General features: G+C 49.4%; 23 protein-coding genes. 8 read left to right on the forward strand and 15 right to left on the reverse strand.

Going from position 1 to position 22023, the window contains the following annotated elements:
- Positions 1-99: 99 nt before the first annotated feature.
- The 3 genes from ACY2RQ_RS03955 to ACY2RQ_RS03965 all read left to right on the forward strand — a co-directional run bounded on the left by ACY2RQ_RS03955 (position 100) and on the right by ACY2RQ_RS03965 (position 3672).
- Positions 100-1302, forward strand: a complete 1203-nt coding sequence (locus ACY2RQ_RS03955; protein WP_490111655.1) for an SGNH/GDSL hydrolase family protein — start codon at positions 100-102, stop codon at positions 1300-1302.
- Positions 1303-1597: 295 nt separating this feature from the next.
- The gene (locus ACY2RQ_RS03960) at positions 1598-2548 is read left to right on the forward strand and encodes a glycosyltransferase family 2 protein (RefSeq protein WP_490111656.1); all 951 of its coding nucleotides are present in this window, start codon (positions 1598-1600) and stop codon (positions 2546-2548) included.
- Positions 2545-3672, forward strand: a complete 1128-nt coding sequence (locus tag ACY2RQ_RS03965; RefSeq protein ID WP_490111657.1) for a glycosyltransferase — start codon at positions 2545-2547, stop codon at positions 3670-3672. Before ACY2RQ_RS03960 ends, ACY2RQ_RS03965 begins: the two co-directional genes overlap by 4 nt.
- Before the next feature lie 410 nt (positions 3673-4082).
- Here the strand turns inward: ACY2RQ_RS03965 and ACY2RQ_RS03970 are convergent, their stop codons facing one another.
- From ACY2RQ_RS03970 to ACY2RQ_RS03995, 6 genes are all read right to left on the reverse strand, one after another.
- A complete protein-coding gene (locus tag ACY2RQ_RS03970; RefSeq protein WP_490111658.1) occupies positions 4083-4904 on the reverse strand; it encodes a DAHL domain-containing protein in 822 nt (273 codons plus the stop codon).
- Positions 4904-5923, reverse strand: a complete 1020-nt coding sequence (locus ACY2RQ_RS03975) for a cytochrome-c peroxidase (protein ID WP_490111659.1) — start codon at positions 5921-5923, stop codon at positions 4904-4906. Before ACY2RQ_RS03975 ends, ACY2RQ_RS03970 begins: the two co-directional genes overlap by 1 nt.
- Positions 5924-6133: 210 nt before the next feature.
- A complete protein-coding gene (locus ACY2RQ_RS03980) occupies positions 6134-6550 on the reverse strand; it encodes a hypothetical protein (protein WP_490111660.1) in 417 nt (138 codons plus the stop codon).
- A 269-nt stretch (positions 6551-6819) separates the two neighbouring features.
- Complete coding sequence (locus ACY2RQ_RS03985) at positions 6820-7752, reverse strand: hypothetical protein (RefSeq protein ID WP_490111661.1); 933 nt, start codon at positions 7750-7752, stop codon at positions 6820-6822.
- A gap of 218 nt (positions 7753-7970) precedes the next feature.
- A complete protein-coding gene (locus tag ACY2RQ_RS03990) occupies positions 7971-9032 on the reverse strand; it encodes a hypothetical protein (RefSeq protein WP_490111662.1) in 1062 nt (353 codons plus the stop codon).
- 649 nt (positions 9033-9681) lie between these two features.
- Positions 9682-10416 carry a C2H2-type zinc finger protein gene (locus ACY2RQ_RS03995; protein ID WP_490111663.1) on the reverse strand — a complete coding sequence of 245 codons (735 nt, stop codon included), beginning with the start codon at positions 10414-10416 and terminating at the stop codon, positions 9682-9684.
- Between the two features lie 133 nt (positions 10417-10549).
- On the opposite strand from ACY2RQ_RS03995, the gene ACY2RQ_RS04000 reads away from it, so the two are divergent.
- Complete coding sequence (locus ACY2RQ_RS04000; RefSeq protein WP_490111664.1) at positions 10550-10900, forward strand: site-specific integrase; 351 nt, start codon at positions 10550-10552, stop codon at positions 10898-10900.
- A 65-nt stretch (positions 10901-10965) separates the two neighbouring features.
- On the opposite strand, the gene ACY2RQ_RS04005 is transcribed toward ACY2RQ_RS04000, so the two are convergent.
- The 3 genes from ACY2RQ_RS04005 to ACY2RQ_RS04015 form a co-directional block, all read right to left on the reverse strand.
- On the reverse strand, positions 10966-11259 hold the full coding sequence (locus tag ACY2RQ_RS04005) for a HigA family addiction module antitoxin (RefSeq protein ID WP_490111665.1): 294 nt from the start codon (positions 11257-11259) through the stop codon (positions 10966-10968).
- A complete protein-coding gene (locus ACY2RQ_RS04010) occupies positions 11259-11537 on the reverse strand; it encodes a type II toxin-antitoxin system RelE/ParE family toxin (protein ID WP_490111666.1) in 279 nt (92 codons plus the stop codon). The genes ACY2RQ_RS04005 and ACY2RQ_RS04010 overlap by 1 nt, the downstream gene beginning before the upstream one ends.
- A gap of 195 nt (positions 11538-11732) precedes the next feature.
- The gene (locus ACY2RQ_RS04015) at positions 11733-13253 is read right to left on the reverse strand and encodes a S1 family peptidase (RefSeq protein WP_490111667.1); all 1521 of its coding nucleotides are present in this window, start codon (positions 13251-13253) and stop codon (positions 11733-11735) included.
- A 316-nt stretch (positions 13254-13569) separates the two neighbouring features.
- Between ACY2RQ_RS04015 and ACY2RQ_RS04020 the strand changes: the two genes are divergently transcribed.
- The gene (locus ACY2RQ_RS04020) at positions 13570-13749 is read left to right on the forward strand and encodes a hypothetical protein (RefSeq protein WP_490111668.1); all 180 of its coding nucleotides are present in this window, start codon (positions 13570-13572) and stop codon (positions 13747-13749) included.
- 3 nt (positions 13750-13752) lie between these two features.
- Here the strand turns inward: ACY2RQ_RS04020 and ACY2RQ_RS04025 are convergent, their stop codons facing one another.
- Positions 13753-14859, reverse strand: a complete 1107-nt coding sequence (locus tag ACY2RQ_RS04025) for an ankyrin repeat domain-containing protein (protein WP_490111669.1) — start codon at positions 14857-14859, stop codon at positions 13753-13755.
- Positions 14860-14988: 129 nt separating this feature from the next.
- Between ACY2RQ_RS04025 and ACY2RQ_RS04030 the strand changes: the two genes are divergently transcribed.
- Entirely contained in the window at positions 14989-15405 is a 417-nt protein-coding gene (locus tag ACY2RQ_RS04030) for a hypothetical protein (RefSeq protein ID WP_490111670.1), read from the forward strand.
- Here ACY2RQ_RS04030 and ACY2RQ_RS04035 read toward each other — a convergent pair.
- Positions 15384-15992, reverse strand: a complete 609-nt coding sequence (locus tag ACY2RQ_RS04035; RefSeq protein WP_490111671.1) for a putative adhesin — start codon at positions 15990-15992, stop codon at positions 15384-15386. The genes ACY2RQ_RS04030 and ACY2RQ_RS04035 overlap by 22 nt on opposite strands.
- Positions 15993-16055: 63 nt before the next feature.
- A complete protein-coding gene (locus tag ACY2RQ_RS04040; protein ID WP_490111672.1) occupies positions 16056-17279 on the reverse strand; it encodes a hypothetical protein in 1224 nt (407 codons plus the stop codon).
- A gap of 171 nt (positions 17280-17450) precedes the next feature.
- On the opposite strand from ACY2RQ_RS04040, the gene ACY2RQ_RS04045 reads away from it, so the two are divergent.
- Both ACY2RQ_RS04045 and ACY2RQ_RS04050 read left to right on the forward strand, forming a co-directional pair.
- The gene (locus tag ACY2RQ_RS04045) at positions 17451-17774 is read left to right on the forward strand and encodes a transposase (protein WP_490111673.1); all 324 of its coding nucleotides are present in this window, start codon (positions 17451-17453) and stop codon (positions 17772-17774) included.
- Positions 17775-18021: 247 nt separating this feature from the next.
- Positions 18022-18435 (forward strand): hypothetical protein, encoded by a 414-nt coding sequence (locus ACY2RQ_RS04050; RefSeq protein ID WP_490111674.1) that lies wholly within the window; start codon positions 18022-18024, stop codon positions 18433-18435.
- Between the two features lie 238 nt (positions 18436-18673).
- On the opposite strand, the gene gatB is transcribed toward ACY2RQ_RS04050, so the two are convergent.
- The 3 genes from gatB to gatC all read right to left on the reverse strand — a co-directional run bounded on the left by gatB (position 18674) and on the right by gatC (position 21979).
- On the reverse strand, positions 18674-20131 hold the full coding sequence (gene gatB, locus ACY2RQ_RS04055; RefSeq protein WP_490111675.1) for an Asp-tRNA(Asn)/Glu-tRNA(Gln) amidotransferase subunit GatB: 1458 nt from the start codon (positions 20129-20131) through the stop codon (positions 18674-18676).
- Between the two features lie 4 nt (positions 20132-20135).
- Positions 20136-21617, reverse strand: coding sequence for an Asp-tRNA(Asn)/Glu-tRNA(Gln) amidotransferase subunit GatA (gene gatA / locus ACY2RQ_RS04060; protein ID WP_490111676.1), 1482 nt, complete (start codon positions 21615-21617; stop codon positions 20136-20138).
- Positions 21618-21691: 74 nt separating this feature from the next.
- Positions 21692-21979 (reverse strand): Asp-tRNA(Asn)/Glu-tRNA(Gln) amidotransferase subunit GatC, encoded by a 288-nt coding sequence (gene gatC / locus ACY2RQ_RS04065; RefSeq protein ID WP_490111677.1) that lies wholly within the window; start codon positions 21977-21979, stop codon positions 21692-21694.
- Positions 21980-22023 lie beyond the last annotated feature (44 nt).

The raw sequence follows: 22023 nt of genomic DNA on the forward strand, positions 1-22023 counted from the left end.
ACAGGGAATAGACCGACCATGTCTTTTGCGCACGTTAACAGAGTTGCACAATATATATTTTTGATTGTGCATGCCTTATTTGCGGTAAGTGGAATACTGTTGAGTTCATCAAGCTTCGCGGAAGACGATGGTCGTTACCCGATAAAGAGACTGGTGGTTTTGGGGGATAGTATCTCCGATACAGGTAATTTGCAGGCTGTGCTGAAAGAGCTGGTTGGCAAGGTGCCGCCCAATATCGTGCTGAAACCCTGGAAAGCCTATTGCACCCATAAGTACAGGACGTATGTGGGCGCGGAGATATGTGAGACTATTTTTGACAGGTTTATTCCCGTTGCCATTCGTATGCTTAACATGATGCTCCGAAAGGTACCGGTTATACCGGAGAGGCCCTATTACAAAGGGCATTTTTCCAACGGTCCGGTATGGGCGGAATGGGTAGGCGAAATGCTGATGGATATTGATGTCAGCAACAGCGGGCAGTTTATTAATCGGGCCTATGGTGGTGCCTTTGCCATAGATGCCCTGCAACAGCTGGAGTTTGATCTCAAACATTTTCGCATGGATTTTCATCATTTGCTTCGCACCCTGACATTTCTGTTGGCAGGGAAGATATTTCCTCCGGACCTGAGTCTGACCCGGGAGATTTATCTGGATGAGTATCCAAATACTCCTACAGATACACTTTTTGTGCTGTTCTATGGAGCGAATGATTACATGACGGGGGTTACCAATTATCGGCTGGTAACGGATTCCATTTGCAGAAATACACGAATTCTGGCGGATAATTTTGTAAATAACCCCAAGAACCAGGGTGTGATCCATATAGCCTTAGTGAATATGCCGGATATTGCCCAAACACCGGAGTATTTCAGCAGCACTTCTGCGGTACGGGAAGAACTTATGGATCTTTCCGCCCACCATAATATTTATCTGAATGCCTGTTATCAGTCCCTGGTTATGTATGAAGCGTATAAAACCGGTAAGGCCAGGGTTGAATTTACTTTGGTAGATATTGCTTCACTGATGAGCCAGATTATTAGCGAGGGCGAAGCCAGGGGAATGGAAACCAGAAAACCCTGTATAAATACCAACTTTCTGACGGGGAAGTTTTTTCCATCGAAGGAATGCCTTAATCCGGATAATTATATTTTCTGGGACTCCGGGCATCCAACCCGATGGACCCATGCACACATCTCTTATCGGCTTTGCAAGGAAATGAGTACCAAATATCGCTTAAATTGCAGTATTCCCGCAGATATCAGCGACAAGGCACTTTGGCCGAAGACTGTGTTGAATCCATAGGCAGTGTATTCAATTTCACCGGTATCGGTTTATAGGGGTAACGCTGTTAATGCCTCCGGACTTGAAATTATTTCCATCCACATCTGCGTTTTTCCTGCCGTTTTCCCTGCAAAGGGCATTTACGAAAATGCCTGTTTCCATAACGTGTTCAGGGATCTTTTGGGGCCATTCTATCTCAGAGCAACATCCCTGTCTTACGCATTTTCCAGTCCTATGTAATAAAATACCCTGTTAGCTGGGGATACAATCCGGCCAGTTTTTACACGCTCTTGGTACAGCAGGCATCCTTCCCAAGATGAAAAGCAGTGTTATTATTGCCACCTACCAGCGTCCCCAGGATCTTCCTCGTTGCCTGGAGTCGCTTATTTCCCAGTCCCGACTGCCCGACGAGATCATTATCGTCGACCAGGATCCAGCGTCCCAGACCCATAAAATAATCAAGCCGTACCCCTCGACTCCGATTACCCTGATTCACCATGATGTACCCAGTCTGACCCAGGCTCGCAACCGGGGGATAGCACAGGCCGGAGGAGAGTATCTGTTCTTTCTCGATGATGATGTGGTCCTGGAGCCTGATTATATCGAAATGGCCTGCGCCTATCTGGACAGCCACAATGAGGTCAACGGGCTGAACGGGCGCGATCAGTTGCGGGCGTTGGAGAAAGCCCGCCATCTGAAAAGAGCCATTCTTTTTCTTTTTACTCTAAGACCTCTGCATGGGCGACAGGTGGTTAGTCGTGCCGGACGTAATCAGCTGACCTGTGCATTGCACCAGGAACAGACCGTCGAGTGGTTGAGTGGATGCAATATGGTCATTCGCGCCAGCATCCTGATCGAGCTGAATTTGCTTTTCGAACCCACTTTTCGGGCATGGTCGTGTGGTGAAGATGTTTTGCTGACCTATCAGATTCATCAGCACCGACCCGGGTCGTTGAAATATCTCCCGCAGATTATACTATCTCACCATGAAAGCCCCGCCGGACGCTTACCGCCCCGTCAGCGGATTGCCATGATCATCATCTATCACCGTATTTTTCACCAAAAAGCTTTGGGGCATTCACGACTTAATCGCTTCCTGTACTGGTGGACCCTCCTACCCAGTACGCTATTGCACTGGCTGGCTTACGAGCGCTCGCAGTCTTTACTTTCAGTACGAATGAAATCAGTCTGGTATGTCTTTAAGCACCGCCATCAGAAACTTATTGAAACTGATTTTAACAGTTTTGTTTTCAAGGACAGGTCATGACGACGCACCCATCCAGGAAAACCATTGTCGTCATAGGTATGTGGGATGTCAGCACCACAGGGGGCGTGAGCGGAGGGGTGGAGAGGATGATTTTCGCCCTGCTCAGAGACTGGAGCGACTACCATATTCACTTCATTGTTTACCTGCCTTTTGCCCGCCTGGACGCGCCTCTGGCTGATTTTGGGCCAGATGTGATGGTGCACAGGATGGGCTATGGGCGTGCCCCGGAATTCAGGGCGTTCTGGCGGGCTCTCCCGATGATCAGACAACACAAACCCGATCTGGTTATATCCGCTCATTATATTTTTGCCCGCTACCTGCTCTGGGATCGCCTGGTCAAACGCCAGAAATATAAATTGATCTATTGGTGTCACGGGTTATCGGGTGGCTGGAAAATTATGCTCCAGGCGGCTATGTTCGCCTGTTTGGGTGACCATGTTATTACCGTTAACCAGAATCTGGCCCGGCGCATTGCCGCCATTTGCCCCGGCACGGGTCATAAGATCACGACTATCTACAACGGGATGGATCTGGAGGCTATTCGCGCCCAGTCCCTGCAGTCGTGCCCCTGCCCGATCACTTTACAGCATCCTCTGGTTTTTGTGGGTCGGCTGAGTAACAGCGAAAAAGGGCTGGATACCCTGATTCACGCCGCCCATTATGCGGTGAACACTTTGAACTCCCCGCTGCATCTTGACATCGTCGGGGATGGCCCTGACCGGGATCTGACTGAAAAACTTATCAAAAAATACGGCCTGGAAACCCGCATTACACTGCATGGGTGGTGCGCCAACCCTTACCGGCATATGCGTCACTCGTCTGGTTTGGTGGTATCCAGCAATATAGAATCCTTTGGATTGATCATTGTCGAGGCCCTGGCGTTGGGTCTTCCTGTTGTATCAACCGACGCACCGTCTGGCCCCGGGGAAATTCTAAAACAGGGACAGTATGGATCGTTGGTAGCAGTGGAGGACTACAAGGCTCTGGGTGAGCAAATGCACCGCCTCTATAAGCTGGGCCACGGGAAACAGGAAAGGCTTAGCAAGTATGCCGAGCAATTTTCCATCACTGCCTGTCGCACTCAATTTCAACAGATCTTTGAGCGTCTTTTCTCATCAGTATGAAAAAAATGGTAGTGGGTCAAATGTGTGTTTCAGGGATTCGGGACACCAGCCAGGTTCTTCAGATCAATTATGAATAAGTATTTAACGAATGCTGGCGAAAGTTGAAGTATCAGGTAACTGCCTAAAACAAGACTTATGCTTCATGTTAACGCCTTCTCTGTCTTGTCTTGTTCTTTACAGAGCAACTGCTGAGTTATTGAAAAAGGTGCGGCCGGATGTCCCCGTTACCATGGTGTGGAAACCGCCCATGTGGATGATGGTGCGGAGGGTGAAGTGGCACGCAGTGCCGGATAGCTTTTGATAGAGAAGAACTGCTGATAGGAGAGAGATGTCGATCGAATAACAGGAAGGCCTTGAGGCTGATAAGGAGCCGGGGAGATGCGTTCAGAACGTATCTCCCCGGTTCCTTATCAGGTGGATGCAAAGTTTCTTTTGGTGTGGTTGCGGGCTGATACGTGCCAGCTCAGACAGAGCAGCACCAGGGTCAGGTAGATGATAAGGAAAGTGCGGTTTGTTGATGCGGCACTTTCTTCGCTATAAATTGCACGGCGGGATGAATCAATCGCACCATTGATAACGCTCTCAGTGTTGGCATTAACAGCTTTGTGCAGATAGCGCTGCACAACAAGCTGCTCCCTGATAATGATTTCTGTATGGCGAATAACACGGGAGAACTGCTCTTCAAGCTGTTCAGGCAACTGCCCCTGAGTATTGGCATCCTGCAGGTCTTTCAGATTGATCCTGAGGATAATCCTGTCGCTCTGCTTACCGCTGCTGCCGTATTGCAGCAGGCTGACTTTTAGATCAGTCAGCAGGGACACTAACTGATCTGAAAGGATATATCGGTTCTGGAGCAATTCATCCACAGCTGTGGGTGCGTAGTGTTTGGAGTTACGCAATACAGAGTTATGGGACTTGAAGCTTTCAATCAGGCTGCTATGCACTTCATGGGCTTCATTGTATCGTTCCAGGAATTCAGCGCCAGGATTCAACTGATTCAGCTGTCTAAGCTCAGCCTCGATTTCGTTCATCAAGGTTGTCAGGGCATCATAGTTTTTATCCAATCCGCTGTAGGCTCTCAGCAGCCGTGAGCTGATCTGGGCATTGAGCTCATCAAGGGTCTGCAGAGTGCTCAGCTCTTCATAGCTGCTCGTCCGTTCACCAAACTGCTGCAGGAAAATGGGGATACTGGCAACCATCACAATCAAAGTGAATAGGGTTTTGATATTCATTACGGCGTCATCTCCCTGTTGGTGCCGGCTAAGGTTCCCAGAAAATCAATGATGGCATCACGATCCTTATCCGGTACCGGGCGTCCAAGCTGGAACTCAATCATGAGGTTGACGGCTTCCTGAAGTGTTGATACTGAGCCATCGTGAAAGTAAGGAGCCGTCTGAGTGACCATTCTCAGGCTGGGTACCTTGAAAACAAATTTGTCCCACTCATTGCGGGTGATGTTGTAGCGGCCGAGGTCATCACTGCCGCCGTCGCGAAGGTTGATATCTTTCAGCACGCCGAATTTCTGGAACATATTGCCACCGACATTTTTACCCTGGTGGCAGCTGGCGCAGCCATAGGACTTGAATAGCTGGTAACCTTTTTTTTGGTTATCTGTCAGAGCTTCGTTATCTCCCAGAAGGTAAAGGTCGAAGGGGGCATCGACAGTTATCAGGGTTTTCTGGAACTCGGCAATGGCATCGGTGACAGAGTGCTGGTCGATCACACCGTTATACAGTGTTTGAAACGATTGCTGATATTCAGCTTTACCGGAAAGCTTGCTGCCGATGTCTTCAAGGTTTATTCCCATTCCTGTGGGGTTTGAGAGAGCTCTGGCAGCCTGGCTGGCAAGGGTTTTCTCTACTCCGTCCCAATGTTGGCGGAAGTTATAGAAGGCATTAAATACTGTGGGTGAATTACGGGTTCCCCGCTGTTGGTTAATGCCGGTGGAAACCCTGCGGCCATCGTCTCCACCTTTGCTTAAGTCATGGCAGGAAGCACATGAGATATCGTTGGTGGCAGACAACAGGGGCTCATTAAACAGCTGTTTACCCAGTGCTGCCTTGGCTTTGTTTATGCCGGTAACCTCTGTAAGAGGCTGAATGGGCTCATTGTCAGGATCACGAATTTCAGCAAAGGATGTTGTTGTAAAAAGTGCTGTGGCAAAAAGGCTGCATTTGAGAGAAGCGGACAGAGATTCGCTTCGAGGGGGCAATTCCATAAAATTCATTATTATCAGGTGGACTTGGTTCACCTCTACCTCTTATTAATCAGTTGCCTGATTGTGTTATTGCGATCAGTACCTGTTGCTATTAGATTTCAGGCGTACTTTTTCGGTGCAGAGACTAAATCAACAAGACAGTAGTTGGTTAATGAGTTTTGTAGTATTGGCCTGAATAAACCGGTAAAGCTGCCTGTTGGGCTGTTTCGCCAACAGCGCTACTCCCAGGGCAGTCGATTACACTTATTGCTTGAATCCAGCATTATTTTCCCGGGTGTGAACCTGTGTGCTGACGCTGCTATCTGCCCCGACAAGGGTATGGGTACGGGTTATTATCCGGCCACCGGTATTACGTCGGGTATAGCCTGTAACAACCCTGTGGCTATCAGGCCCAGTACGAAGCCGTTCACGGCCCAGGGCATCGTGTTCAAAGGTGGTCTTAGGTGGATTAGATGTGCCTGCAGTATAAGGCTCCGTGATCCGGACAGTTCGGCCAAGTGCATCATAGCCGGTATCCACATAAATGGTTGCGCCACTCAGGTTTGTTGTTGCACGCCGTAATTCACGCCCCAGGCGATCGTAATAAACCGTCGTATCCGGGCTGGCTTTGCCCAATGCAGTGCCGCGTTCGTGAAGACTGCGGGATGTCAGTTTCCACAATTAAATGAACCCGACCCCATTTCTCTCCATTTCTCTTCATTTAAATGAACCTGAGCCCTTTTTCTACTCGAAAATGATAAGGGAGATATTACCAGCAACGATATTACTACTGCCTTTAAATTTTCTTTGATATTTGTTTACGAAAAACTTCCATATTCTTACATCATCCATATCTGGAATCGACAAGGGGGCACATCTATTATCACATTCGTACCTGACCCCATTTCTCCCGTGGTATGGAGTATGGATCTGTTCGGTGTTGAACGAAGTTACAGCGGGGCGAGAGTCGGTGGCTTTACCTGGCCATGAACATAAATAAACGACCCCCTTGTCGGGAGCATTTCAAACAAAGCCTCCCGGGTCACCTCAATCATCCAGCCATGATATGGTTCTCTTAAAATAGCGCTCTTTTCATTGATTTCATCCAGCACAACAGCGTGAATGCCATGGTTTTGTGCCTGTAACGTCAAGATCAGCGCACCCCACTTTTTCAGGTGCCCCTGTAGTACAGATATGCACTCATCAACTGAGGCGGCAGAGACATGTTCTATATTGGCCCGAAGCCCCATGGTCTGAAATCGGTCTACACAATTTACGTTAGAGTCAAGGTTGCAGTCTGAACCGTAGGGGGTTGTGGCATCCAGGGCAACACCGTGATCCAGCATTAACATGCCGGCACATGCTGCAAGACAGGCACGGGTTGCCGGCTGCTGATACACGTGTTTACTCTGAAAGACACCAAACCAGTGCAATGTAGCAGGGCTTGAAGAGTCATCATGATAGAGCGCATATTCATATGATGCTGGCGCATCATGCTGCGCCGATTTTATATATTCAAACAGCTTTCCTACCTCTGGAAAGGTATGGCCATACCGGGGCTGACACATCACGGTCAGAATGTCCTTGTCTTCAAACAGGGGCGTGTGCGAGCGGTCTTTTCCTATGGTATCAACCAGATTATGGGGAGGGTATAACCTTTTTTGGGGTAAGGGGTAGAGCAGAGAATGCCGCTCTCCTGCTCCTGCTGGTGTGACTGAATAGCTGGTTATACTGACTCTGCCCGCCTGTCTGGAATGATCAGTTTTCCTATCGCTGGAGGTCATAGGGAGAGGGGCAGGAGATGCACTCTCCATGGGGGCCGGCTCCGGGTGCCTGGGCTTTGGTGTAAGCACGTTCTGTTTTGGGTTTATGGTGGTTTCCATGGGACACCTCTTGCCGCAGAGCTTGTCTATATTGCTGTTTATCACAGTCAGCATGACTGGCTGGATTATTTTCTCTATGTCATGCATGTCCGAACATCATGAGTCGGGCAAGCTCTATGCAGTCCGGGAAATTGACTGATTTGTTCGGACCTTCCTTGGTTTTCCCATGCTTTCGTCAGGGCCGATGTGTAGTTCCATTCCACCCCAAAGCATTATCTTTATTGAGCAGGCATTTCTATTGTGTTTATTGCACCGCCGCCAGTGCGATTACGCAGATACCTGGTCAAATACACGGTAGCGATAACGCCTCCCACGGTAAGAGCAGCTGTGCTGACGGTTATTCCAGTACCCAAACCGGCACCAAAGCCCGCGCCAAATCTGTCGTCGCAATCACTGTCCGGGCAGCCGGATATTGCAGGAGACGGGGTTGTTGTTGATGCTGTTGCTGTTGATATTTCTGTTGGTGTTGCTGTTGGAAAAACGCAGCTGCCTCCCGCTGTCATATTGTCAGGAACGAGCTGATAACCGCTTTCCGAGCGCTGAAAGCAGTAGTTATAACGCGCCACTTCTGCATCACCGGTGAGCGCTGCGCACCGGTTCTGTTCGTCATAGTTCATGGCAATCATGTCTGGCAGCGTCTGGTTGGCAATCAATGTCTGGTTGAAAGCCTGTGAATCAATATCTCCGGAAAAAGAAAACAGCTTTTTATTATGAGCGCCATAGCCGGTGACGGTGTAGCTCCGCAGGGAAAGGCCCGTAAACGGGAGTGTTTCCGGCGGTATATTCACGCCTTCAGGGTAATCGAATGCGACGTTTACCCTCTGAACGCCATTCTCTTCCCCGTCCACCGTATAATTCAGGGAAACCGCCGGCTTTGCCCCTAATGAAGCTGTGGTCAGCAGGGTGGCGGTTTGTGTGAGGAAACCATCTCCGCAGGTTACACTGTCTTGTATTGGTGTGGTTCTAAGGTTTGATATATACGTTACCAAATCGCCAGAAGGTAGCTTCTGATCAAGGCTTGCAAATGAAACAATATCATTTGTCGCGATACTGCTGGTGGCGCTGATTTGGGAGTTCTCATCAAATATGTGAACCCGATTGTCAGGCAATACCCATTGGAGAAAACCATTAGTTGATATCGTGGTACATTTAAAATTCAGGTTGCCAATATTGCTGCAGTAGCTTCTTGGCGTCAGGGTAATGTTCGCAGGGTCGGTCGCAGAGGCTGTTTCCATAAGAAACGCGGCGGCCATGCCCAGGGCAATTGTTGTCTTTTTCATTAAAAGGGTAACTCCTGTGACATCATAAAAAATCAGGCTATTACCCCTAAGGACAATGGATGGCTCTGTGGAGTTTCCTTTCCGTTAAAATGTCTGACATATGTGTCAGGGGGGGCTGTTTCTTGATCCGGCTCCTGAAGGGCTACAGGCACAGCAAACGCACACCTTTCTGGAAAGTGGGTTTGTCTTTCATAATCCGCAGAGTGGCCAACATTGCTTTGGGGATAACCCGTTGCGCAAAATCGGCTGGCTGGAGGACAATGTGGATGTGTGCCAGCCCAAATAAGTTGTTTACGGCTCCCGAGGAGCCAGCTGCCGTCTGAGAAAGTACAAAGATCCGGTGAATTTATAACCCTTTACAGTACGTCCGGGAAAGATAAAGACGAGAAAAAAGTTTCAGGAGGAAAAGACGCCGTTACAACGGCCCCTCCTTCCCAGAAACATAAAAGAAAACGACACAAGAGACGATAAGAACTGATTCAGGCATGGCCTTTTTTCTTCAGGAAAGGTGTGAACAAGGCGGCCCTATCCTGACCGGCCTGCTTTTCATATGTCTTATCCCTGAATCATAACCCGCACAGTGGCCAGCATTGCCTGGAGATAATCAGTTGCGGAAAATTGGCTGGCTCCGGGCTTCCTTTACGCAGGGCTATTGTTTTGCCTGGGTGCTAAGGGCGATCAGAATTTTCGCTACCTGCTCTGTAGACATGTCTTCCCCCGGTTGCTGTTGGGCTTTGGATTTCTCAACCGTGTGGGTGCGCAGGTGTTTTCTCATGCGGCTCATTCGAGAAAACCGCTTGACACACCCTTCAAAAGTACAGGCATGGGGTTTCTCACCTGTGTGGGTGAGCAGGTGTCTTTTCATGCTGCCCCTTTGAGAAAACCGCTTGACACACCCTTCATAATTACAGGCATGGGGTTTCTCACCTGTGTGGGTGAGCAGGTGTGTTTTCATGCTGCTCCTTTGAGAAAACCGCTTGCCACACCCTTCAAAAGTACAGGCATGGGGTTTCTCACCTGTGTGGGTGAGCAGGTGCCTTTTCATGTAGTTCATTTGAGAAAACCGCTTACCACACCCTTCAAAAGTACAGGCATGGGGACCCTCACCTGTGTGGAGGAGCAGGTGTGTTCTCATGCTGCTCATTTGAGAAAACCGCTTGCCACACCCTTCAACAATACAGGCATAGTGTTTCACACCAGTGTGGGTGAGCAGGTGTCTTTTCATGTTGCCCATTCGAGAAAACTGCTTGCCACATTCGCCACAGACAACCGTCGAGCACGAACGACCCGAAGCCATCTTTGTCCGCTTACGGCTTTTCTGCAGGGCAGGAACCGGTTGCACAACACTTTGTGCAGGATGAGCACGACTCGGTGCAGATACCATGATGTCAGAGCCTCCCTTAATTCTGTTGTCCGACCAAATACCCATTAGACAACCTGATGTGTTCTGTGACTTGCACAGCTGACAGCTTTGTCAGTGGTTTTGCAGACGACCATAATTCTTCAGCCTCTCTTATTTGGTCATATCCGCTGGCATCAGCACGACGCCGGTTGGAGCCTGGTGCTCACCTGAAGGGTTAGTCTGTGCATGCTTTGCCGGGGCATCCAGCCCGAGCATTCTGGCCCCGACGCTCCATGATCTTGAGCAGGGGGATAACCAGCTGCGCAAGATTGGCTGGCTTCGGGATTTCAAGCGTTCCGGTGTTCGCTACAGAAACCCTTACCAGACCCGCCATACCTATGCCCATATGCTGATCAAAAATAATGAGAATATATGGTGGCTGGCAAACCAGATGGGCCATACGGGTATTGAGATGATTAATCGCCATTATGGCGGCTGGCTGGAAGATAATGTGGATGTGTATTAGCCCAATAAGCTGTTTACGTCTCTCCAAGAGCCCTTGTTGGCGGATTCTGAGAAAATATAACGTTATCAGGCCGAGAGGAATTGCAGGGGCTGAAGCTTGGAAAGGTTAACCCGCTTCCTGGCCTGCCAGATTTCATAATTGTCCTGCATGCTGAGCCAGCTCTCAGGCGTACGCCCCAGAACTTTTGAAAGTCTTAAAGCCATCTCGGGGGAGACGGCACTCTTTCCTTTTATAACACGGTTCAGGGTCGAAGCAGCTACACCAAGCTGTTCTGCAAGATACCGACAGCTGATCTCGTAGGGCTGCATATAAACAGACTCAATGAACTCGCCAGGGTGCGGTGGATTGTGCATGGGCATTAGTGATAATCCTCATAGTTAAGGATGTACGCATGGCCATCCCGAAATTCGAAGGTAACACGCCAGTTACCACTCACAGAGATTGACCATATACCTGAGCGATTCCCTTTCAACGGGTGTAAGGAAAAGCCCGGGAGGTCAATATCATCCAGCACCTGGGCGGTATCAATAGCAGCAAGCTGCATTCTCAGCTTTTTGGCGTGCTTGGCTTGAATGCCAGATTTTTTGCCTGTTTCAAAGAACTGTTTCAGCCCTTTGTGCTTGAATGATTTGATCATGATGAAAATCGTAGCGCATTGCGCAACGCGGATCAATGGCGGGGTTGTTATATGGCTAAAGAAGGCTGGCAGGGATACGAAGTGGGGTCTTTTTCAAGAGGCCTGAGGCTGGGCTTAAGAGGCGTTTTTAAGCGGACAGGCCTGGCGCACCGCCTGGCCTGTCCTGAAGGGCTTTTTGTGCCCCTCTTTCAGTTCTCAAGGGGCTGCCATCCAGAGCGACCCGACTGTCGCCATCAGGTAAAAGACCCAGCCAGGCCCTCGCTGAGTCTGTTCAGCGCCGTTGCTTTCCGGGGTAGGAGTGGGGGTCACAAAACGGCTGTCTCCTCCTGGGCTTGTGACCGTTGTCTCTGCAGGTGTGGGTGTAGCCTGTGTCGGAGTGGGGTAAATGGGCAGACCAAGGTTTGCCAACCCACGTTGAGGCAAAAGAACTTCATAGTCCGCTGAAACAACTGGCGCTCCTGCCACAAGACCAGTGTTGATCAGGCATCCCTGGCCAAACAACCGCCCGATTCTTTTTGTTTGTCCTTCCGAGACACGGCAAAATGCCTGATACTCAGACACAGGTGCCCTGTCAGACTGGGCCCCACTGCCACTGCTCCCGGTTTCAGGGTGGGATACAGTCGTAAAGACACCGTTAGCCAAATCCTGTACAGGGTAATACCAGGAATAATCTCCAAACAGCGTTCCTGTCAACACCTCAAACCTGTCCTGAACCAAAGACTCTTCGCCCCTGTACGTCAGGCAATGCCATTCGCCAGCGGCATCCTGCCTGAGCTCGCCCGCAGTCTTTTCTTCATCCCGGCAGAGCAGTGAAGCGCTCGTGAAGCTGCCATCAGGGAACCAGGCGCCTGTGCGCAGTGGCTGACCACTGGACATTGGCCGCCACTGCCAGGGGGTCTCGTCACTCCAGCCGATCAAACTGATCGCCTGACTGCCATGGGGAGCCAGGCGCGGGCCGATACCCACGATGTCACCCCTGCCCAGGCTTTGCCAGACAGTAAAAACACCCTGCGTGATGCCAACCTGTACAAGCCCCTCCCCGGAAGGCAAGGGAACCAGAATGGGGCCGCCGGAGTCACCAAACGAGCTTCCCCCCCGCTGGCGATCCACAAATATCATTGCCTTCAACGCCTCTTCTGTAAAAAGGTGTGTTGCCGCCGGGACAGCCACCTTGAAGGGGGTGTCGGGAAAAGACGGTGAGAATAAATCTCCCCCCGTCACCCCCCAGCCTGCGAACGTCAGTTGACTGCCTTCGGTCGCCCCGGTACCGGGTGCGGGGAAAAGCTGTAAGTTGGCCAGGGGAGGGTTGGGAACAGGCTGGTCAAGAAGAAGCCAGGCGATATCATCACTCCCGACAGTATTGTGATCCTGATAGTATGGGGGATGAGCAAGCACAGTGACGCTGCTCTCGGGATGCCGGTATATTGCCTGAACCGTTCGAAATGGTTCACGGCTGCCATCAATGCCCCAGACAGATACCGTCAGGTCAGTACGCTCAAAATTTTCAACACAATGAGCCGCGGTTAGAACCCAGCGCTCCCGGACCAGCGTGCCGCTGCAGCGGGTGGGGGTCACTCTGGACTTTTGTCGCCACTTTGTGTCTCCGATGCGGACAAGGTACGGGAGTTCGCCCTGCGCAACAGGGTCTCCATTCAAAATACGCTCTTCCAAAGCCAGGGTCGGCGTCGAGACGTAAAGTAAACAGGCAATTGCCATCAGCGCTGCCCTGAGGAAAAGCCTGGAAATGACATGGCCTTGTTTGTAGTGATGCAGCACAGTGATGATCCCTCTGTGTACTATCAAATGCGAAATGCGGTAACACATCAGAGGATGTTGCCGAAAATCCGTTCAATTATTGTCACGGTGGCAAACCAGGCTGTTAGTCGGCGTTTACCCCGGGTAGCTGCGAAAGCCAGGCTAACAATTGCCCCTCACTCAGGGAACATAGTCCTGTCTATCGGCTCTACCTGCAGGAAGCACAAAAGTCTGAAGACCAGAGTATTTTCAGGCGATAGCAGGAAGGAGTCAGACCATGATGATAAAAACCGGAACAGCCAGCCTGGTCTCGCACCGGCTAAAAACACTGGCGCTGCTGGTCGCCCTGGCAGCTACCAGCGTCAAGGGGGACCTCCCTCCGGCAGACGGGTATGAACAGTCTGGCTCCGGAACACTTCAGTCAGCAAATCAATGGATGTCCTTTTTTACCTTTTAACATTCACAGTTTGGTCGAATGGGATGAACCTCTGGTTCTGGGCCGGTCGTTCCATATTTGGAAATCCTTAAGTTCTCCGTATGAGCGATGCTTACTGGCCAGTGAAAGAGACCTCATTGACGATGTTATGAGATGCTCGAATTTGGATATACCTGCAACGACGGAGTCAAAGCACGATGTATTGTCACACTGTTCCTGCCTCAGTTTTTTTTCCTTCTCTTTCCAATGTTTTACTGCTGGCTTCAAAGCGTTGATTACTGATTGGTAATTATCATATCGTTCAGGATCCTGCCTTCTCCATAGGGGCTGGCCCTGCCTGGCCGCACGTAGAGGGCTTTTGGTAAAAATTTTATAATAACGCCATGTCATTGTTGGATCAGCCCCCGCATTAACAAGAGTGGGAACAATATCGACATAGCCATTCTGACTGGCTTTAAACAGAGGCGTTACACCATGCCAGGCTTGATTCAGATCAGCCCCGGCCTTAACAAGTATGCGAACGACATCAGCATGGCCATTCTGACTGGCCTGGAACAGAGGTGTGGCTCCGTTCCAGGTTTGATTCAGATCAGCCCCGGCCTTAACAAGTATACGAACGACATCAGCACGGCCATTCTGACTGGCCTGGAACAGAGGTGTGGCTCCGTTCCAGGTTTGATTCACATCAACCCCATCGGCATCAACAAGTATGCGAACGACATCAGCATGGCCATGCTGACTGGCTTTAAACAGAGGCGTTACCCCGTCGTCATAGGCCTGATGCAGATCAGCCCCGGCATCAGCAAGAATTTTAACGACCCCAGAATGACCCCAGCTAGCCGCTATATACAGACCTGATCTCTTTTCCTTGCTTGCGCCGCTGACAAACTCCTCACTGGGGTTAAAACCCTCCTGAGCCAACCAGTATCCCACAATATCAACACGCCCCTGTCGACAGGCGGCCAGGAACTGGTGTTCATCAAATGCTTTCTCGAAAGAAGGCTGACCTTCCCAACTTGGCGCGTCCCTCCAATCGGCTCTCGCAAGCCCGGCCTGCATCAAAAGAACCACCAACAGGCTGAGGAAAAATAATGCATAGGAAAATGCGTCCTGTGAACCAACTCTTTTCATTAGCGCATCGCCTCACCACACTTACTGTTAAAAAGGGATAGAAGGTATGGCAATTACTCAGGAAAATATCAAGCTGCTTGAATCCCAAAGGGTCACCGACGAGGACGATGGCGGGGGCCGAGCCACCTGTTGCAATTGGACACACTCATTCTTTCAGACAACTTCCTGTGGCTCAACGAGTTCGACTGGTCACCCGTCGCCCAGGAAAGCGAACACACCCTGACCGGTGCGCTAATGGTGTCAGAGCAGGCCAAATCCTATGGCCGTCCGATTGTGCTGGTGGATGGGGAAAACAGCTGGGTGACCCGCGCCCAGCTCGATGCTCTGTTCGCACTTACGGCCGTAGTTGTGACGATGCCGCTCCTAATAGACGGGGCTTTCGGTTATCTCATTGGGCCCGTAGCTAGAAAAGCGCTTTTGATTACTCTTATTACAACCCTGCTCTGCCCAAGACAGGCATCCAAAAACGAGTTGAGCTGGATATGCTTGGTGTTTTGTCCCGTACATAGTTTCTGGTGTATAAATCAGATGAACACTTCTCCATGACGCAGTATCTGACCGCTCTTGTTTTGCCTGGGGTCGTGATGTGGTGATCCTGCCCCGGTTGAGCGGCAAAAAGCACATATAACCTTACTAAAATCATAATCAAAGCCTGGTAGCATCTTGTTATTGTTAATATGTTCAATCAGAAAAACTATTTCTGAAAGTGTTTTCACTGTTGCTCCAAAAAAAGTTTCGTACCATGAGTTTTGTGGTTTTTCTATTTGGCACAGGGCGCAGGGGCGGAATTCCTGAAATGGCGTTTTGAGCTTTGAGATACTGATAAATGTTTCAAATGCAGTGGCTGCGGCTTCAATCACTGTGTCTGCGTCAGGAAAGTACGATAGGTTGTAATTAGGACAAGTTGATCCACCCTCATAAATATCTGTGGGCTGTACATTAAGGCTTGAGAAGTTGACTGGGTTAATATCTATTAGTGCGCTGCCATGGGGGCAAAAGAACCATATTTCCAAGAGTTTCGGAACCATGAAGGTCGTGTTAAGAGCTCCTCCATGGGAGGATATAAGAATTTCTGGTGTAATGAATGAGTCAGAATAAGTTATGCAAATACCATTAGTTGAATACTTTAACATACTACAACCTCTGCGTCTGGGGCAGTCTTTAGAAAGGCATAAGGATGAGGAATGCTGCTGGTTCTATGGCTTATTTCTACTCAAAGAACTTAATGGTTTGAATAACCCTTCATCTCCACCTTTCCTGAAACTTTCTTGGTCTTGTATTGGTTGTTGTGAACAGGCGTCACTCTCATATTTTCTACCTGAAAAGAGTGGAACTACCGCTCCATTCTCAGGAAACGCGCTGACTACAGGCGCTCCTGTAACAGTATCTACAGGGTAAAGGTTACTCGTTAATTTGTCTGTAAACTCAAATGCAAGTACATGGGAATGGTACTCCTTATTGTGCAGTTTAAGATAAGAGTGACAGGCAGCAGCACTCGGCGCGGAAATACTTATATTACCAACACTATGATTTTGGTAAGCAGTATCAAATAGCTCTTCATCAATAAGCAGCCCACTATACAGGTCTTGTAAGAAATAGGCTGATACCCTGTATTTTGACGTATCCTGCTCATTTCTTTGAACAGGGATGAGTAAGCATCCTTTTTGCTGCACAGGTTCGGGCAGGTAGTCGCCACTTAAGGCAAGGGTTACAGCATCCTCCATTACCTCGATAGGATCAGGTATTGGAGTCGTTACTGCTGTGAAGTAGCTATTAAGTGTTGCAGAATCTGTTTGACCAGCTTTAATTCTTTTGGCCTGAAGATCTGTAGCATCACGATGTTTTTGCAGGTTTAATGCGAGCCTGACAATACAACGGCTCTGGCAGGGAGTCTCTTTTTTTGAAAGGTAAACGCCTATACCTGGATAGCGCTTTATGGATATGCTCAAATCTGGTAATTCATTCATATCAAGCAGTTTTCTATAATCGTCTTCGCCTACAAAGAGGACAAAACCGTGGTTTCCCGGAGAAATACCATGAATGACCCTGTTAAGAAAAGTCGGGTGAGGCAGGGCTTTAATATCATGAGCCGTTAGAAACTCCTGGATAGCCTTCAGGTCAGACAACTTTTCATCTGAGTATTTACAGGCATTGCTTACTTTTACAGGACTACCATCTGGTGAATGCTTCCTTATCTCACGTATCTCTTTCTTATCGGAGAATCTCCATAGAGAGATGTTACCCATTTTCTGTATTCTGGTGTTAAATGTCTCCAGGTATTTTTCCCCGTTCAGGCTGTCAGGAATAGACTCTATATAATCAGCTCCACTAAACGAAGAAAAAGGCAACACGACAAAGGCAAAAAAAGGAATCGTCAGAAATGGAGACGATATTCTTAACGCAAGGAATCGGATTATCATAGTCTGGAACCTGAAAACGATGATGCACAATAACGAAGTTATTAAAAAGATCTTCTGATACGCATCCTGCAGAAAACAATGGTAGACCAGCGTTAGCCATTAGTCGTTAAATTTTATAAGCTGCTTGTGGATAGGGGGCTATCCAGCACAACATAGGGTGAAGTTGTCTTTGTGCTTGTAGAGACAGGCAGCAAATATGTACACCCATTCTGGGTATTCCCCCTTGGTGCTGAAGAGTTCGTGCTGAAGAGCTCCAGAATCTTTTTACTGGTTGGATTGGATATGGCTTTTTCAGAGGATCAATCCTGCGCCAGAAAAGATTATGCTGTCGAGGATCTTGCCATTGCAAGGCCGATTGCCCTGAATATTCTCAAGCAGGATGCAACGATCAAATTGGGCATTAAGAATAAAAGAAAAGATTGTGGCTGGAGCGAGGATTATCTCTATCAAATGCTAAATAATGTTCACATGTTTGCCCTGTATACTAGAATGTAAGGCTCACAAAGCATATATGGTGTTTAACGATGAAAATCATTCCTAATATTCATCATTCATCTTTCATCTTTATTTTTTTTCATTGAATGTATGGGCCTCTATTCAGAAATTATCATCAAACTCTTTTATTTATGACTCTCAAGATGGGGAGAATATTAAAGTAACCATTACTGGTTATACAAAACCTAAAAATTTGGCGTCATTACAATGTCTATGTTCTTGTAAAGCAGCTGAAGGTAACACAAACATGGAGGATCAGAAATTAACAGATCCGGATATAAAAGAAATATTTGTTTTATCATCATCATGTTGCGATAAAAGTTATGGTTGTATATTTTTTGTTGTCCTTTTGAAGGATGAAAAAAAGTTATTTGTTTACCATTACATAACAAAAGTGACAATTAGAAACCCAAAAATCCCACAAGGATTGTATCCCTCTTTATTCAAAACGGTATCAATGAATGAACGGATTGTAATGCCATCTTTAGATCCAGCCGGATCCGTGTCAATTGCAGAGGATAAAATTTTAATGACATCAGAAGTAGCAATACCCATGACCGTTTTGTTAGATGATGATTTTGACGTAGAAAATAAGGATCGAATAAATCTTGATTCCTTACAATTCATGTATTCGATAAGAGAAAGAGAAACCTTTGATTAGAATCAACAGAGAATGGAAAACAGTTAACAAGTGGTTCCAGGTGGCACTTGAGCAGTTAAATAGCCCGTAAGCTGCTTGCTTTTACTGTCGGTATATATCACAACATTCAGGTTGGTAAAGCGCCTATGCAATTTGAAGAACTTATCTCAGTCTGGAAGTTACACTTGGGGTTAACTAAGGAAGTGAATATATACATAGCCCGATAATGGCGGGCTATGTATACAAAACAACTGAAAAATCACTCCAGTTTCTTCTTAAGCAATTGATTCACCATTCCAGGGTTAGCTTTACCCTTGGAAGCCTTCATGGTCTGGCCAACAAAGAAACCAATCATCTTGCCACGCTTGGCCTCTTCCGCAGATTTGTACTGCTCAACCTGAGCAGGGTTATTGGCCAGCACTTCATCAATAATTGCTTCGATGGCGCCGGTATCGGTAACCTGCTTCAGGCCCTTTTTCTCGATCACCTCATCAGCAGTGGCGCCCTCACCATTCCACAGGGCTTCAAAAACCTGTTTGGCAATCTTGCCGGAAATGGTGTTGTCCTTAATGCGGGCAATCAGGCCGCCGAGGGTATCGGCATTGACCGGAGATTCGCTGATGGTCAGGTTGTTCTGGTTCAGGGTCTTGGCCAGTTCACCCATTACCCAATTGGCTGCCAGCTTGGCATCTCCACCGGCTTTGGCCGCGGTTTCAAAGAAGTCGGCAGTGGCGATATCCGCAGAGAGGATTTCCGCATCATAGTCACTCAGGCCCAAGTCGCTGATAAAGCGAGCCTTGCGGGCTTCCGGCATTTCCGGCATTTCGCCCCGCAGGCGCTCCAGGCGTTCGTCACTGATCACCACAGGCAGCAGGTCGGGGCAGGGGAAGTAACGGTAGTCGTTGGCTTCTTCCTTGCTGCGCATGGAGCGGGCTTCACCGGTATCACCGTTGTACAGCCGGGTTTCCTGCATAACCGTGCCGCCGTCTTCTATCAGCTCAATCTGGCGCTGGACTTCTTTATAGATGGCCTGTTCCATAAACCGGAAGGAGTTCAGGTTTTTGGTTTCTGTGCGGGTGCCGAGTTTTTCTTCGCCTTTTAAGCGTACGGAGACGTTGACATCGAAGCGCATGGAGCCCTGGCTCATTTCACCGTCGCAGATACCGAGGGAGGTAACAATAGAGTGCAGCTTACGTGCAACGGCCACAGCTTCCTTGGCACTGCGAATATCGGGTTCGGTGACAATCTCAATCAAAGGTGTACCGGCACGGTTCAGGTCGATACCGCTCATGCCCTGGCTGCCAATAGAGAAAGCTTCGTGCAGGCTCTTGCCCGCGTCTTCTTCCAGATGGGCATGGTGAATGCGTACTCGGCTGGTTGTACCGTCGTCCAGCATCACATCCAGGTAGCCTGCTCCGACAATAGGCTTTTCCAGCTGTGTGGTCTGGTAACCTTTGGGCAGGTCCGGGTAGAAGTAGTTTTTACGCTCGAAAACGTTCACCTGATTGATCTCGGCGTTAATACCCAGACCAAATTTGATGGCCATATTAATAGCTTCTTCATTCACTACCGGCAGAATGCCCGGCAGGCCCAGGTCTACTGCGCAGGCCTGGGTGTTGGGCTCAGCGCCGAAAGCGGTGGACGCGCCGGAGAAGATTTTGGTCTTGGTGGCCAGCTGTACATGGACTTCCAGGCCGATGACTGTTTCCCATTCCATCGTCTTACTCCCCCTTTCCTGCTCTGGTTTCTAAAGCAAAGCCTTCCGGTGTCGCCTTGTGCCAGTCGGTTGCCTGCTGAAACTGGTGGCCTACATTCAGCAGTCGTGCTTCCTCAAAATGCGGGGCGGTAATCTGCAGGCCTACGGGCAGGCCGTCTACAAAACCGGCAGGTACGCTCATGCCCGGCAGACCCGCCAGGTTGGTGGCGATGGTGTAGATGTCTTCCAGATACATGGATACCGGGTCATCGCTCTTTTCGCCGATGGGGAAGGCAGGGGTAGGCGTGGTTGGACCCATGATTACGTCTACCTCGTTAAAGGCGTTCATAAAGTCATCGCGGATCATGCGACGCAGTTTCTGTGCCTTGGCATAGTAGGCGTCGTAGTAACCGGCGGAGAGGGCGTAGGTGCCCACTAGGATGCGGTTCTTCACTTCCGTGCCGAAACCTTCGCCACGACTGCGCTTGTACAGGTCTTCCAGGTCTTCCGGATCCTTGCAGCGGTGGCCAAAGCGCACACCGTCAAAGCGGGACAGGTTGGAAGAGGCCTCCGCCGGCGCGATTACATAATAAGCGGCTACGGACAGATGGTTGCGGGGCAGGCTGATCTCTTTTACCGTCGCCCCCAGCTTTTCATATTCGGTAATGGCATTTCGAATCAGTTGTTCCACCCGGGCATCCAGACCTTTGGTGAAATACTCTTTGGGCAGACCAATTCGCAGACCTTTCAGAGGTTCGTTTAAATTGGCCGTATAGTCGGGAACGGCACGATCCATACAGGTGGAATCTTTCGGGTCAAAGCCGGCCATTATATTCAGCATCATGGCAGCGTCTTCGGCGGTCTGGGTCAGGGGACCGGCCTGGTCCAGGCTGGAGGCGAAGGCGATCATGCCCCAGCGGGATACACGGCCATAGGTGGGCTTAATGCCGGTAATGCCACACATGCTGGCGGGCTGACGGATAGAACCGCCGGTATCGGTACCGGTGGCCGCCGGAACCAGACGGGCTGCTACCGCAGCGGCAGAACCGCCGGAAGAACCACCGGGAATCATGCTCTGGTTCCAGGGGTTTTTCACCGGGCCGTAAAAGCTGTTCTCGTTGGAACTGCCCATGGCGAATTCATCCATGTTCAACTTGCCCAGAGTCACTGCGCCGGCCTGCTTGAAATTGGCAGTCACAGTAGATTCGTAGGGGGCAATAAAATTATCCAGCATCTTGGAACCGCAGCTGGTCTTTATGCCTTCTGTGCAGAAAATATCTTTATGGGCCAGTGGAATACCGGTCAGTGGGCCGGCATTGCCGGCGGCGCGGGCTTCATCGGCGGCTTTTGCCTGTTCCAGGGCCAGATCCGGGGTTACGGTAATAAAGGAATTGAGATCCGCATCGTATTGTCCGATACGGTCCAGAAAACTTTGAATCAGCTCGACACTGGATATTTCACCTGTGTCCAGCAAACGGGAGAGTTCCGCCAGGGTTTTATAGTGCATGTGTAGTCTATGATATCTGTCAGTCAGGAATCTGGGGGCGAATCGTGTTCAGCTGTTGCGTGCTGGTTGCCGGTTCATTCAATAACTTTGGGCACCAGGAACAGGCCGTTTTCTATGGCCGGGGCATTGGCCTGCAGCTGTTCACGCTGATTGGTTTCACTGACTTCGTCGGCCCGCAGTCTTTGTACAGCATCAAGGGGATGGGCGAGGGGGGCAACACCATCGGTATCCACGGCCTGCATTTCATCAATCAGGCTCATAATGGCAGTAATTTTATCGGTCGTTTGCTGAATCTCATCCTCGCTGATTGACAATCGGGCAAGATGAGCGACGCTCGCAACCGTGGAGCGATCAATCGCCATGGGCTGTTCTCCGTATGAATATGTACCAGGGTCAGACGCGGCGA

Source organism: Parendozoicomonas sp. 209JJ7-1, from assembly GCF_058147085.1.

Excerpts from the sequence above, each read along its gene's own strand:
- ACY2RQ_RS03965 (WP_490111657.1), top strand. The coding sequence starts at position 2,545 with ATGACGACGCACCCATCCAGGAAAACCATTGTCGTCATAGGTATGTGG.
- ACY2RQ_RS04020 (WP_490111668.1), top strand. The coding sequence starts at position 13,570 with ATGATGATAAAAACCGGAACAGCCAGCCTGGTCTCGCACCGGCTAAAA.
- ACY2RQ_RS04005 (WP_490111665.1), bottom strand. The coding sequence starts at position 11,259 with ATGCCCATGCACAATCCACCGCACCCTGGCGAGTTCATTGAGTCTGTT.
- ACY2RQ_RS04035 (WP_490111671.1), bottom strand. The coding sequence starts at position 15,992 with ATGTTAAAGTATTCAACTAATGGTATTTGCATAACTTATTCTGACTCA.
- ACY2RQ_RS04040 (WP_490111672.1), bottom strand. The coding sequence starts at position 17,279 with ATGATAATCCGATTCCTTGCGTTAAGAATATCGTCTCCATTTCTGACG.
- ACY2RQ_RS04025 (WP_490111669.1), bottom strand. The coding sequence starts at position 14,859 with ATGAAAAGAGTTGGTTCACAGGACGCATTTTCCTATGCATTATTTTTC.
- ACY2RQ_RS03985 (WP_490111661.1), bottom strand. The coding sequence starts at position 7,752 with ATGGAAACCACCATAAACCCAAAACAGAACGTGCTTACACCAAAGCCC.
- gatC (WP_490111677.1), bottom strand. The coding sequence starts at position 21,979 with ATGGCGATTGATCGCTCCACGGTTGCGAGCGTCGCTCATCTTGCCCGA.
- ACY2RQ_RS03990 (WP_490111662.1), bottom strand. The coding sequence starts at position 9,032 with ATGAAAAAGACAACAATTGCCCTGGGCATGGCCGCCGCGTTTCTTATG.
- ACY2RQ_RS03960 (WP_490111656.1), top strand. The coding sequence starts at position 1,598 with ATGAAAAGCAGTGTTATTATTGCCACCTACCAGCGTCCCCAGGATCTT.
- ACY2RQ_RS04050 (WP_490111674.1), top strand. The coding sequence starts at position 18,022 with ATGGAGGATCAGAAATTAACAGATCCGGATATAAAAGAAATATTTGTT.
- gatA (WP_490111676.1), bottom strand. The coding sequence starts at position 21,617 with ATGCACTATAAAACCCTGGCGGAACTCTCCCGTTTGCTGGACACAGGT.
- ACY2RQ_RS04010 (WP_490111666.1), bottom strand. The coding sequence starts at position 11,537 with ATGATCAAATCATTCAAGCACAAAGGGCTGAAACAGTTCTTTGAAACA.
- ACY2RQ_RS03970 (WP_490111658.1), bottom strand. The coding sequence starts at position 4,904 with ATGAATATCAAAACCCTATTCACTTTGATTGTGATGGTTGCCAGTATC.
- gatB (WP_490111675.1), bottom strand. The coding sequence starts at position 20,131 with ATGGAATGGGAAACAGTCATCGGCCTGGAAGTCCATGTACAGCTGGCC.
- ACY2RQ_RS04015 (WP_490111667.1), bottom strand. The coding sequence starts at position 13,253 with ATGGCAATTGCCTGTTTACTTTACGTCTCGACGCCGACCCTGGCTTTG.
- ACY2RQ_RS03995 (WP_490111663.1), bottom strand. The coding sequence starts at position 10,416 with ATGGTATCTGCACCGAGTCGTGCTCATCCTGCACAAAGTGTTGTGCAA.